This window comes from Frankia sp. CgJB1 (genome assembly GCF_977947065.1).
Genome location: NZ_CDWTNB010000124.1, coordinates 1 through 11,984, shown reverse-complemented (window position 1 = coordinate 11,984; position 11,984 = coordinate 1). Strand labels below are relative to the sequence as shown.

The 11,984-nt window shown below is 71.1% G+C and carries 13 protein-coding genes and 1 pseudogene; 9 read left to right on the top strand and 5 right to left on the bottom strand.

The window, feature by feature from the left end; all coding sequences use genetic code 11:
• Positions 1-103: 103 nt before the first annotated feature.
• Positions 104-757 carry a hypothetical protein gene (locus tag AC08OT_RS14320; protein ID WP_476593796.1) on the bottom strand — a complete coding sequence of 218 codons (654 nt, stop codon included), beginning with the start codon at positions 755-757 and terminating at the stop codon, positions 104-106.
• 206 nt (positions 758-963) lie between these two features.
• Between AC08OT_RS14320 and AC08OT_RS14315 the strand changes: the two genes are divergently transcribed.
• Positions 964-1,368, top strand: coding sequence for a restriction endonuclease subunit S (locus tag AC08OT_RS14315; RefSeq protein ID WP_476593797.1), 405 nt, complete (start codon positions 964-966; stop codon positions 1,366-1,368).
• 196 nt (positions 1,369-1,564) lie between these two features.
• Here AC08OT_RS14315 and AC08OT_RS14310 read toward each other — a convergent pair whose 3' ends face one another.
• The gene (locus AC08OT_RS14310) at positions 1,565-2,539 is read right to left on the bottom strand and encodes an alpha/beta fold hydrolase (RefSeq protein ID WP_476593798.1); all 975 of its coding nucleotides are present in this window, start codon (positions 2,537-2,539) and stop codon (positions 1,565-1,567) included.
• 237 nt (positions 2,540-2,776) lie between these two features.
• Between AC08OT_RS14310 and AC08OT_RS14305 the strand changes: the two genes are divergently transcribed.
• Together AC08OT_RS14305 and AC08OT_RS14300 are read left to right on the top strand one after the other, a co-directional pair.
• Positions 2,777-3,421 (top strand): glycosyltransferase family 9 protein, encoded by a 645-nt coding sequence (locus AC08OT_RS14305; RefSeq protein ID WP_476593799.1) that lies wholly within the window; start codon positions 2,777-2,779, stop codon positions 3,419-3,421.
• Positions 3,388-4,098, top strand: coding sequence for a glycosyltransferase family 9 protein (locus AC08OT_RS14300; protein WP_476602906.1), 711 nt, complete (start codon positions 3,388-3,390; stop codon positions 4,096-4,098). The genes AC08OT_RS14305 and AC08OT_RS14300 overlap by 34 nt, the downstream gene beginning before the upstream one ends.
• Positions 4,099-4,107: 9 nt before the next feature.
• On the opposite strand, the gene AC08OT_RS14295 is transcribed toward AC08OT_RS14300, so the two are convergent.
• Both AC08OT_RS14295 and AC08OT_RS14290 read right to left on the bottom strand, forming a co-directional pair.
• Entirely contained in the window at positions 4,108-4,794 is a 687-nt protein-coding gene (locus tag AC08OT_RS14295; protein ID WP_476593801.1) for a hypothetical protein, read from the bottom strand.
• Between the two features lie 98 nt (positions 4,795-4,892).
• Positions 4,893-5,480: a hypothetical protein gene (locus tag AC08OT_RS14290; RefSeq protein WP_476593802.1), complete on the bottom strand. Its 588-nt coding sequence runs from the start codon at positions 5,478-5,480 to the stop codon at positions 4,893-4,895.
• Between the two features lie 344 nt (positions 5,481-5,824).
• Here AC08OT_RS14290 and AC08OT_RS14285 point away from each other — a divergent pair, with 344 nt between their 5' ends.
• Together AC08OT_RS14285 and AC08OT_RS14280 are read left to right on the top strand one after the other, a co-directional pair.
• A complete protein-coding gene (locus tag AC08OT_RS14285) occupies positions 5,825-9,067 on the top strand; it encodes a hypothetical protein (protein ID WP_476593803.1) in 3,243 nt (1,080 codons plus the stop codon).
• Between the two features lie 139 nt (positions 9,068-9,206).
• A complete protein-coding gene (locus AC08OT_RS14280; RefSeq protein ID WP_476597102.1) occupies positions 9,207-10,013 on the top strand; it encodes a hypothetical protein in 807 nt (268 codons plus the stop codon).
• Positions 10,014-10,029: 16 nt separating this feature from the next.
• On the opposite strand, the gene AC08OT_RS14275 is transcribed toward AC08OT_RS14280, so the two are convergent.
• The gene (locus AC08OT_RS14275) at positions 10,030-10,185 is read right to left on the bottom strand and encodes a hypothetical protein (RefSeq protein WP_476602905.1); all 156 of its coding nucleotides are present in this window, start codon (positions 10,183-10,185) and stop codon (positions 10,030-10,032) included.
• A gap of 29 nt (positions 10,186-10,214) precedes the next feature.
• On the opposite strand from AC08OT_RS14275, the gene AC08OT_RS14270 reads away from it, so the two are divergent.
• From AC08OT_RS14270 to AC08OT_RS14255, 4 genes and pseudogenes are all read left to right on the top strand, one after another.
• Complete coding sequence (locus AC08OT_RS14270) at positions 10,215-10,589, top strand: FHA domain-containing protein (RefSeq protein WP_476597100.1); 375 nt, start codon at positions 10,215-10,217, stop codon at positions 10,587-10,589.
• Positions 10,586-10,741, top strand: a complete 156-nt coding sequence (locus AC08OT_RS14265; RefSeq protein ID WP_476594218.1) for a hypothetical protein — start codon at positions 10,586-10,588, stop codon at positions 10,739-10,741. The genes AC08OT_RS14270 and AC08OT_RS14265 overlap by 4 nt, the downstream gene beginning before the upstream one ends.
• A 156-nt stretch (positions 10,742-10,897) precedes the next feature.
• Entirely contained in the window at positions 10,898-11,710 is an 813-nt protein-coding gene (locus AC08OT_RS14260) for a protein kinase domain-containing protein (RefSeq protein ID WP_476594217.1), read from the top strand.
• Positions 11,707-11,984: pseudogene (locus AC08OT_RS14255) on the top strand (hypothetical protein); the annotation flags it as partial. The gene AC08OT_RS14260 and the pseudogene AC08OT_RS14255, both read left to right, overlap by 4 nt.

Here is an 11,984-nt window from a genome sequence, read left to right as displayed (position 1 = left end):
GTGTGAAGTAACCTTCCACGGCTCATTGAGTGACATTTGCAAAGGAGAACTTTGGAGTCCACCTCTGTTGGCTTGTCTCTACAAGGAGATAAGACTGTAAATCCTAGGTACTGCTCAATTCTATTTTGAAAATGATGCAGAATCGATCGACGGAGGCGATGGTTCTCGCCAGGTCACGGTATTTCTGCTTGAGCCCGTATACCGCAGCCCGGTTGGTGACCGCGGTCTGGCCGCAGATGAGGATGACCGGCCTGGTTGAACCGGGAGGCGTGAACCTGGCGACGAGCGCGTATTCTCGGCGGCCTTTCTCCAGAAGGAACCTCCGCTCGCCGACAACGAAGGCCCCGGAATCGGGTTGGCCCGGTGCGATGGGACGGACGGCGACGCCCGGCAGGTGCGTGGCCAGGTGGCCGCCGGTGCGAGGGTTCGACTCGGGGCCGCCGAGGCAGAACTCCGTGCGGTCGCCGTTGATGTCGTAGAACTCGTCGCATGAGTGCACGGAGATCGGGCAGCCGAGCTCGCCGGCGAGCGTGGCGACCTCGATCATCGCATGGACGTCGTGACGGCTGACACTTCCGGGTGCGTCCCATGTGTTGTTCATGATAACGAGGCATGTGCCGCCGGCCTCCAGACCGAAGAACTCCACCTCGCGACGCAGGGCACGAATGTTCTTCGCCCGCTGCCAGAGCCAGACCGATCCACCGCTGAGGACGCTGGTCGCGAGCCCGATCGCGATATTCAGGAATACCGCCGTCAACCTGCTCCCCTCACCGTTTCCAGCCGGGTGGACGGCGAGATCATCCTATGCCGGCGCGGCCGGTGGCCGGGCCGACGTCCGCGGCGCCGGCCCGGCCCAGCCCAGCCCGGTTCACCACGCGGTACCCACCGCCCCGGTCGTCGTCGGGCGGTGATAATCCCGGTGACGCGGTTGATTTTTCATGACATGATCCTTTCGGCTGCCAGGTGCTGATCACCGATGATCATCGCGGCTGGCTATTCGGGACGGCATGTCTTCGCTTCCGCCCGTACCAGGCGATCGAATCCCGGTATCTCCTCTATTACCTCGGGCATCCCGCGGTTCGTGGTTGGACCCTCCGTAACGCCAGCGGGTCGGCGGTACCCACGCTGACCGCCGGGACCATGCGAGCGATGCCGCTCCTCCTACCACCACGGTCGATACAGGAGGGAATCGCAGGAATTCTCAGTGTCTTGGATGGCCAGTCCGCGGTTCATGATCGCATCAGTCGGGCCGGTGCGGGTGTGCGTGATTCGCTTCTTGCCCTGCTCGTGAGTGATGCGATCCTGCGGGACGGGCCGCCGTCATCTGGAGAGCGGCGACAGCGAGCGGGCACGTGGTGCATCAAGTGACGTTATGACCGGGTCGGCATCAATCGGGGTGAGCCGCCGACCGAGGTGGTCCGCGCTGTCGCCCGCGCGGTGATGCGGCCCGATCTCCGCATTGACCAGGATGCGGTGGTTCATCACGGTGTGCTGGGCGGTGTACAGCAGGTTTGGGCCGGACGGGGTGGTGACAGCCTCCTCGGGGATAGGACGCTGGGTGACATCAGCGAATGAGATCGGTGGATATCTGGTCGGCGCGGGTGAGATGATCCTCCACGGCGGTCAGCCAGGCGATCGGGCGGCTTGCGTGTGGATTGTGGTCGGCACCGGCGATCACCGCGAGATGGGCGTCCGGCACGGATCGGGCGAGCGTCTCGGCGGCGTCACGAAGACTGAAGTCCCGTTCACCAACGATGACGGTGGTCGGGGCGCCGATCTCGCCCAACCGTTCCGTGAGGGACGGATAGCTGCTCAGGTCCCGCCAGAGCGCGACGATCGCGTTCGGATCCATCTGGCCGAGCCCCGCCACCGTGCGGTTCCGGCCGGCGTGGACGGCCGTTGCGATCGCCGTCGCCCCCGCCAGCAGGACGGACACGACCCGCTTCGTGATCCCGCCCGTGCCCGTGGCGGGAGCGGCGGCGGTGTCAGCGAGAACCAGGGACCGCACCCGTCCCGGATGGTCGAGCGTGTAGCGCAGCGCCACCACCCCACCCATCGAGTGGCCGATCAGGTGGACGGCGGGCAGCCCGAGTACGTCGACCACCGTCGCGAGGTCCGCCACCAGCTGATCAAAGCTGTAACCCGCCCGGCCCGTCGTGGCCCAGCCACTCGCGCCATGCCCTCGCTGGTCGTAGGTGATCACACGGCGGGACGCGGCGAGCTCCGGAGCCACCGCGGCCCAGCCCGCCGTGGTGCCGGCGATCCCGTGGAGCAGCAGGACCGGGATATCGTCACGCCCGCCGCGGACCGTCCCCGGGCTGCCGTCGGACGTCGTGGTCCGCGTCTCATCCTGGGCCCGTGCCTCGTTCGGGGGACGGTCGTCCGCCCGGAGGTGGTCCGGGGGCGGGGGAACCGGTGGCCGGGGAAGCTCCGGTGGGGGATCGTCGGGTGGGAAACCCTCCGGCCGTAGCTCTTCGACGTGCAGTTCCAGATAGTCCGGACCCGTCGCCACCGCTACCCGCCGCTCCACCGAGATCACCACATCTCCATGGTCGCGTCTCGCGGGGCCGGACAGCCCCCGATCGGGTGATCGGGGGCTCGCCGAGCGGCAGGCGAATCTTCGGCTCATGCGACGCATCCGGAGAATCTCGACAGCGCCGGGCGGGGTCGAAGCGTCCGACGAGGAATATCCGGATCGGGAGAAAGCGCGGACGGGAAGAACGCCGGCGTAGGGGCGCAGGGGTAGAGAGTTAGGACGCGGGCGAGGGGGAACGACATGGCCGAGAAGGACGGGTGCCAACGGGCCGGGTTCGGGCCGTTCGTCCGGGAGCCGCTGGAGGGCGTGCGCCGGATCGCGGTGCTGCGGGCCAGCGGGCTCGGCGACTTCGTGTTGGCGCTGCCGGCGTTGGAGGCGCTGCGGGCGGCCTATCCGGACGCGCATCTGGTGTACCTCGGTCTGCCCTGGCACGTCGAGCTGTTGGCGGGCCGCTCGGGACCCTGGGACGAGGTGGCGGCCATCCTGCCCTGGCCCGGCGTGTCCACCAGCACGCAAGGACCCTCGCCGACCGGTACGGCCCCGACCTCCGCCACCACCGACGACCTACGGACGGATGGCACTCGAGCCGACGACGAGGTGCGAACGGATCGCGTGCGCGACGGCGGGGTGCGCGACGGCGCCGTGCGCGCGTTCGTCCGGCGCCACCGGGTGGCCCGCTACGACCTGGCGCTGCAGCTGCACGGTGGGGGCGCCCATTCCACCCCGCTGGTGCACGCCTTGGGCGCGCGGTTCACCGCCGGTGGCCGGGACGTGGGAGCGCCGCCGCTGCACCGGTCCGGTCCGTTCCGTTCCGGCATCTGCAACACGAGACGTTGCGCAACCTGGAGATCGTGGGACTCGTCGGGGCTTCCCCCGTCACCCTGAACCCCGGATTGACCGTGACGGCCGACGATCGCCGGGCGGCCGCCGAGGCCATGGCAGCTGCCGAAGCCACGGCGGGCGCCGAGGTCACGGCCGGGGCCGCCCCGCTGGTTGTTCTGCATCCCGGCGCGAGCGATTCGCGTCGGCGCTGGCCCGTCGACCGGTTCGCCGGAGTCGCGAACGCGCTCGCGGCGGACGGCGCTCGCATCATGATCGTCGGTGTAGCGGCCGAGCGAGCCCTCGCTGAACGGCTCGCGGCGGGCGTGTCGGGGCCCGTGGTGAACCTGGCCGGCCGCCTCTGCCTGCCCGGCCTGGTGGGGATTCTCGCCACCGCCGACCTGATGATCGGTAACGACTCGGGGCCGCGGCACCTCGCCGGTGCACTCGGTATTCCGACCGTCGGCGTCTTCTGGTGCGGCAATGTGATCAACGTTGGGCCGCTGGAACGGGCCCGCCACCGCATCGCCACGTCTTTTCAGACGACCTGCCCGGAATGTGGGGCGAGTCAGGCGCACGGGCGATGCCCCCACAACCCGTCGTTCGTCGCGGATGTATCCGTGGACGAGGTCCTCGTCGAAGCCCGGAACCTGCTCGCCCGGGACTGGCTCGCCTGGGACTGGAAGGTACCCCCGGGTCCGCCTGACTCGGCTCCGCTCGATCGGCCAGCCGCCGTTCGATGATCGGGACGGTCAGCCGATTCCCGCGTGCATCTCGAAGTCCAGCGCACCGATGCCGACGAGCCAGTACACCCAGTCGGCGTCGCGGGTCGGGGCGACCTGTCCGCCCGGTGGCTGGTAGCCGACCCGCCTCGCCTTCTCCAGCGCGCCCGCCAACCGGTCGTTGAGCGAGGTCTGCTTGATCCCCAGCCGGTCGGCGGCGGATTTCTTGGGACGTGGATCCGGGTTACGCAGGGGCGGCCACCGTAGATGCTGCTCGAAGACCACGCGGATCGCCTCGGTCTCCTTCTCGGAGAGGCGATCGACCTCGTTGCTCTCCGTCACTCGATGATCGCGGGCGATCCGGCGGACGCCGGTCGGCTCCGGCTCGCATAACAGCAGGTAGCTGCGCTGCGGAGTACCGCGCAGCCAGATCGCGGTCGGCCGGTCGGTCACCGACACCAGCCCGCCCTGCTCGACGGGATACGTCGGCTGCCCCCAGTTCCGGACATCGGCCTGGTTCAGGTTCGCGATTTCCACATTCCAGCCGCCGCCCGGCGCGGCGGACACACGGGCGGCCCGGCGGGAGAGTTTCCGGTCCGGCGGGCCGGCGGACAGATGCCGGTGCGACGCGGCCTCGTCACAGACGTCGTCCGGGGCGGCGCCGACGCACAGCTGGTCGAATTCGACCCGATCGTCGACGAGGAACCGCAGCCGCATGGCGAGCGAGTGTAACGGTACCTTTCCGCAGGGTGGTTTCGGCCCCTCCGGTCGCCGCTTCCCCGGCGATCTCGTCCGTGCCCGGATACCGGTGTGGGTCAGGCGTTGCTGCCGTCGGCCCCGCGCACCGCCCGCGCGTGAATCTGAAACTCTTCGAGGTCGGAGCCGATGAGACGACCGAGAACCCGGATCACGTCGGAGCGTTCGATCGCCACCGGGCGCCACAGGATCACGGATTGGGCTTCGCGCAGACCGGCCTCCCGCGGGAAGGCGAGCAGGCGTCCGCAAACCCAGCTGAGCCGACGTACCTGAGTGGTAATCGGGAAGGCCAGGATGACGCCGTTCTCCACCCGCACCGCGACCACCGGGCGCCGCTTGTAGCCGGCACAGTCCGAGAAGTCGACGCGGGCATCGAGGACCATCGCGGGCCCCAGCGACGTCCACGGAACCGGCCGCAGGTGCTTGAGGGAATTCCCGCTCGGTCGCGGCTTGCTCGTCGTAGTCGATACCGATCGGGGATGTCCGTCCGGTCCGGACGCGTAGCGGGCGAGGTAGTCCGGCAGCGGCTGATCGTGCCGAGTGCGTCGGCGGGCCTGCCGGGCCCGGTCACGGGCAAGTTTCTGCAGTGGGTTGCTCCGCCTGGCCGGGACCTGGCGCTGAGCGCGGCGGGAGTTGAACTCGGGCACGGTGCCTCCGGAAGGTAGTAGGCCGTTGCCACCGACCGTCGCAGAAGCCGCCGATGACGACCAGACCGATAGATGTCGGTTATTGCTGTCCTTTACCTGACGAGGCCGAGCGATACCGTCATATCGCGCGGACAGGCATACTGCAGATCCTTCGCAATCTTGCGGGAGGAAGGGGGGACCGTCGTGCACGTCGCCGTTGCCACGACCATGGACGCTGATCGTCTGGATGATTCGGACGGTAGCGTCGGGATGCCCGCATCCCACGCCCCGGCAGATGTGATCGGGAAGCACCGTTGACCGGCCCGGACGGACCTGTGGTTTCGCCGGGCGACCCGGTTCCGGCAGTGATCACAGTGGTCGTGGGCGGGGACTCCTCCGATGTCCCGGGCTGCGGCGTCCTGGACGGCTCGCGCGCCATCGATGGTGACGTCGCCGGGATTGATCCTTCCGGGGCGGTGACCGGTTCACCCGGAGCGCAGGAGGCGAACGAGCTCGGAGGCCCGGACGAGCCGGCGGCCGGGCAGGACGACAGCGACGAGCTGGAAGACGCCGCAGCCGCCGACGACGCGGACGTGGACACGGACGTGGACGTCGCCGACGACGTGGACGTGGACGTGGACGCCGACGTGGACACCGACGTGGACGTGGACGCCGCAGCCGCCGACGACGTGGACGCCGACGTGGACGCGGACGCCGACGTGGACGAGGGGGCCAGCGCGGTCTCCTCACGCCATGCCCCACCCCGCGTCGCCTTGCCCACGGCGAGCGCCGAACTGATCATGCCTGCGCGGGTCGAGCTGAGCTGGCCGGAACTTCCGGGACTGCCGCTGGTTGATCTGCTCGACAGCTATTCCGCCGATGCTCCCGCGGTCTCCGCGGCCGCCCTGCCGCGCGCCTTCGTCGAGATCGGCCGCAGCCTCGAACCGTTCCATCAGCAGGGCGTGGGGCTTCTCGCGCCGTGGAGCTTCAGGTGGACCGGGCAGAGCCTCACCCTGGCCGTCTGCGATTTGCTGGACGCGGGCAGGCACGACCCCGTCGACCCCTGGTTCGTCACTCCGGCGGGGGAATGTGGTCCCGCCCGTGACCTTCGCCTGTTCGCCGTAGTGCTGTTCAAGGCGCTGACCGGCGAGTGGAGTAACCGGGACGCCTCGATGCTGGCGATGGCCGGGCTCGCCGCCGGCGAGTGGCTGCCCGGCGCCGACGCCGCGCTGCGGGCCTGCCTACATTCCGAGCATGGTCGCCGGGCGGCCGGAGCCGGTGCGCTGGCGTCGAGGATCGCACCCTTCGTCTTCCCCGCGCGCAACGAGCGGCTGACGACCGTCGTCGCGTGCGAGAGCGTGACGGGCTGGCGCAAGGCGGGCGGCAACCCGGAAGGCGACAACGAGGACGCGGTCGGCTGGGCGAAGGTCGAGGACCCGTCGGACGGCACGACCACCGCCTGCGCGGTGCTCGACGGCATTACCGGTCCCGGTGACGGTTCGGGACGGTGGGCGGCGCGGGCGCTGCTCGCGGCATTCCGCCGCCGGTGGAAGGACGGCGAGACCGAACCGGAGCGGCTGCTGCTGGACGTCGCGCTGCCGCCGCCGCCCGCGCCGCTGAGCCGCCGGGCCGCCGCGGTGGCGGTGCTCGCCTCGATCTCCCGCGGTCGCGCCGACATCGCGACCGTCGGGGACTGCCGTGCCTATCTGCTGCGCCGCTGCGGCGACGGCTTCGCGGCCACCCGGCTGTCCAGCGAGCACAGCGTGGTTGCCGAGGCGATCGTCGCCGGCCAGGCTCCCACGCCCGAGGAGCGCGGCATCGTGACCGAGAGCGTCCGGACGGCGCAGCGCGACCGCGGTGGCGACCAGAAGGGTGCAGCTCGCCGACGGCGACCTGCTGATCCTCGCCACCGACGGGGCGTGCGAGGCGGGCGTCGACACCGCCGAGGACATTCCGGGCGTGGCCGACTGGAGGTTCTGCGACGTGCTGGAGGACCTCGCCTCGGTCGCCCGCACCCCCGCCGAACTGGCCTCGTTGCTCTGCCGTCGGGCGGAGGACCTCGGTGGGCACGACAACGCCACCGTCGCGGTGATCGCGATCCGCTCCGCCCGGGAGAAGGTGGTCGCCACCCGGACCAGACCGCGCCAGCGGGCGATGCTCACCGGCGTCGGCGAGTCCCGCGGCGCCGGCACGCGCATCCACGGGGAGCCGCACATTCACGGGGAGAAAGGAAACCGATGAACGACAGGGACCGGCTCGGCGTCGAGGGCCGGATGGACCGGGGTGTCACGAAGCCGGGTGGGGTGCTCCGGCTGACGATCAGCGTGGCCGATCCGCCGCGGGGCCGGCGGGAGGTGGCAGTCGCTGTCGCGGTCGACGCATCCCTGTCGATGCTGCATCCAGCGGCGCCGGACGCGGTCAGCAAGTGGGAGCTCGCGCAGCGGGTCCTGGAACGCGTGCACGGCCTGCTGCCCGACGGCTGTCCGCTCGTGCTGGTGCGCTTCGCCCGTGAGGCACGAGTGATCAGTGCCGGACGCCGGCCCGACCGCCTGCCGGCCGTCGACGGCCCCACGAACAGCGACGCGGACTCCTATACCAACATCGGCGACGCGCTCACCGTCGCCGGGCGGGAGCTGCTCGCGCAGGCGCCGGACGCGGACGTCTACCGGGTCTTGCTCATCACCGACGGCGAGGCCAACATCGGCCGCTGGCAGCTCGAGCAGCTCGCCCACATCGTCGCCGGGCTCGGCGACCAGGGCATCGGGACGGACGCGCTGGGCATCGGCGTCGACGCCCGGGACGAGGCGCTTGCCGAGATGGTCGGGGTGTGCGGCCAGACGCAGCACGTCTGGGCGGCGGCCGAGGACGTCGACCGGATCGACGCGATCGTCTCGTCGCTGATCGAACCGGTGGTCGGCGCGGCCGCGGGGCGCGGTGAGCTGCGGGTCCTGATCCGACCCGGCTGGACGGTGGAGGCGCTGCGGCGGATCAAACCGCAGCGTCACCTCATGAAGGTGCCGCCACCGACCTCGCGCGGCACCGAGCTGCGGCTGCCGCTGCCCGCCGTGAGTACCGGCGAGGACCGTCCGGTCTTCCTGCTCCGGCTGCGCGCTCCGGACACACCGCTCGGCGCGCACACGATTCTTCAGGCCCGCGGCGGGGTGATCGCCGGTGGACGGCGGCTGGCCGTGGACAGCCGGGCCGACCCGCAGGCCGCGCAGCGCTTCCGGGTCACCGTCGAGGCGGATGTCTTCCCGGACGCGGAATCCTCCCTCGAACACGAGGAGAGCATCGCGGAGTTCGACGAGGAGATCGCGAAGCGGGCCAGCTTCGCCCATTCCCGGGAAAGCGTCACCGAGTTGTTCCGGAACGCGGCGCTGTGGGCGGCGGACCGTGGATTCGACGATCTGGCCGACCACTACAACGCGACGCTACGGGCCCTCGGCCAGGGTGTCGCGCCGGCCGATGCGGTGTCGGGAGCCCGGGTCCGGGCGACCCGCACCAGGACCCGGACCCGTGATCTCGTCGAGGCGGGCCCGGTGCCCGGCCGGCCACACGGCGGGGCGGTGTCCCGTCGGCGTCTCGACGACGTTCTCGGCAACAGCTGACAACCGGTAGGAGTCCCATGTCCTCGACGACGGTGCTGTTCGACGTCAGTAACATCACCCGGGACGGTTCGCCGGGCAGCTTCGCGCAGATCGGTCTCGGCTGCGCGCACGGCGCCCGCTGCCCGCGCGGCTGTTCGCCGTGGAGGCCGCCGCCCGCCGTGCCTTCGGCGCCGACGCGACCTTTCGCTATGTGGCCGACAACAGCCTGCGCGGCCTGCTCGACGACCTCGCCCCACTGCAGCGGTACTACCGTGACGGCGCCCTGGTCTGGGCGGCCGAGGCCGATGACATCCTGCTCGAGGAGGCGAGGGCCGTCGGGGGGAAGGTCGTCAGCAAGGACAACTTCTACGGCAAACGCAACATCGACGCCCACGCGTGGATCCAGGGCGACGCCTCGACCTTCTTCGGATGGAAGGTGCTACCCGCAGCCCCGGCGGGCGAGAACGTGAAACTGGTCCGTCGGGCGATGAACCGGATCGACACCGCCACCTGGGAGCGGGCCGCACGGCAGGACGAGGTGAAGGCGTCGGGCCTGAGGGGGCGGCCGGAGGTCGTCGCCGCCGCCCGCGCCAACGCCTATCGCTGCGTGACCCCCGACTGCGTGAACGCCCGGCTGGGGCCGCTCGTGTCGCCACCGATGCGCGTGGCGGGGCACGGCCAGGGCGCCCGGCTGGTCTGTCCGCTGTGCCGACGCCCGGTCCAGGAGATCGAGACGGATACCGGGCAGGCGGCCGGGGACGCCTCGGGCGCGGCGGCGCCCGAGACCCCGATGCCCCCGGCGTCCCCCGTGCCCCCGGCGCCGCGGGACGCGCCGGCTCCCCGGGGAGCGACCGAGCCCCTGGACCTGGATGCCCCGGACCGGCAGGCGGGCCCTGGCGAACCCGGGGAGGGGGCCGCAGGATCCTGGCGGACGCGTTCGGGGATGCGCTCGCGGACGCCGCCATGATCTTCGATGCTCCCGCCTACATCCCGCCCTCGGGCACCGCGGGGGCGCCGACCATCGTCGGCCTGCCCGTGCCGTCCGGCGCCGGGTGGGGTCCCAGGGTGGTGGCGGGTCCGGTCGTGCTGCAGATCGAGGGTGGCGGCACCCATCGTCTCGTGACGTTGGAGGTGGGCACCACGGTCGTCCTTGGGCGGCATCCCGAACGTGGGACCCGGCGAACGCATCGTGCTGGGACGGCAACCGAACGCCGTGCAGCGGACGGCGGACGACCTGATCGTCGTCGACGTCTGCGACCGGCTTCAGGTCGACGCCGCCGGCCGGGTCTCGCGGCGCCATCTGATGGTCGGCAACGAGCGCGACGGGACGGTGACGCTCACCGATCTGTCGACGAACGGCTCCTGGCTGGGTTCCCGGCGGCTGACGCCGGGTGTCGCCGAGAGGTGGGACGGCGAGGAGCCGGTCTGGCTGGTCCGCGACGTCGTGGGCCTGGAAGTGCGTGTGACGGCACCCTGGCCGGCCGGCGGGGTGCTCGGGAGCGGCGGACCCGGCGGCGGTGGGGTACTCGGAGGTGGCCGGTGAGTACGGTCGCCTCCGATCTGGAGATCGTCGAACGGTTGCGTTACGGGGCGTCCTTCGCGTCGGTGCCGCGCACCTGGGGCCGTGGCCGGTACCGCTGCGTGCGTCATCTCGCCGAGGGCGGCCAGGGTTACGTCGAGCTCGCCCGGGACTAGTGGAGCAACGCCCTGGTCGTCGTCAAGGGCGCATGGTGGGGCGGCCGCGACCACGACATCAACCCCGAGTACGCCAGGACCCAGTACGAGAAGCGCTCGATCGACGTCGAGGACGCGGTCGCCGTTCAGGCGGCGCTCGGCGAGATCACCCATGGGGTGCCGGCCCTGGTGGACGTCGTCTACGGGCCCTCGCCGACCCGGCACGACCATAACGCGCTCGTGACCGGGGGCAACGAGCGGGAGGCCGAGCGGTACAACCGTGAGGCGTTCATCGTCATGCAGTTCATCGGTGACATCGGACAGATGGTGCCCACCACGCTCGACTCCCGGGTCACCGAGTCCGGCCCGCTCAGCGCCCGCCAGGTCGTCGAACTGGCCGACCAGATCAGCGCCACGCTGGAGGCGATGCACACGATCCGACCGCAGCGGCTCTACCAGCATGAGGAACGGATCAGGGGGTACTGGGTCCACGGCGACATCAAGCCGGAGAACATCCTCGCCGCCGGTGACCCACCTCGGTACTCGCTCGTCGACTTGTCGACGGCGGCGATCGTCGAGCCGTCGGCCAAGGTCATGCCCACCACCGCGACCCCGGGCTATGCCCCGCCGGGAGCCGAGCCGCTCAGCCCGCAGTACGACCTGCACTGCCTGGCGGCCACCCTGCTGTTCGCGCTGACCGGTGACCGCCCGGACGACTGGCTCGGCGGGGCGACCGAGGCCAGGTCGGCCGCGGACGCCGCCGGTTCCCAGGCGGACGCCGAGGCGCGGGACGAGAAGCTGCGGCAGTTGCGGGGTGAGCTCGCGGCCCGTCGCGTGCACCCCATGCTGATCCGCCTGATCATCGACTGCCTGCCCGCCGATCCGCGCTTCCGGCTCGGCACCGCCACCGTGCTACGTGCGGAGATCGCCGCGGTGCGCACCGCGCTGGTCGCCCGCGAGGTCCTGCCGGATGAGGAGCCGCAACCGTGAGCTGGTGGAACCGGAGTCCGTGGGGGAGCCAGCCCGACGGTGGAGCGGGCTCGAACGGCGGGGCCTTCCAGGGCGGTCGGACGGGATCGCCCGGCGCGGCGTCTTCGGGTGGTGGCGGGTACCCGGCCGGCACCGCGGGTCCCGCCGCCGCGGACGACTTCGACGACTTCGCGGACCCCGAGCCGCTCCCCGCCGGACCCGCCGGACCCGCCGGACGGCGCCGCGTCGGCGCAGCGTCGGCGCAGCGGGGACACCGGCCGGCGCGGACCGGAGG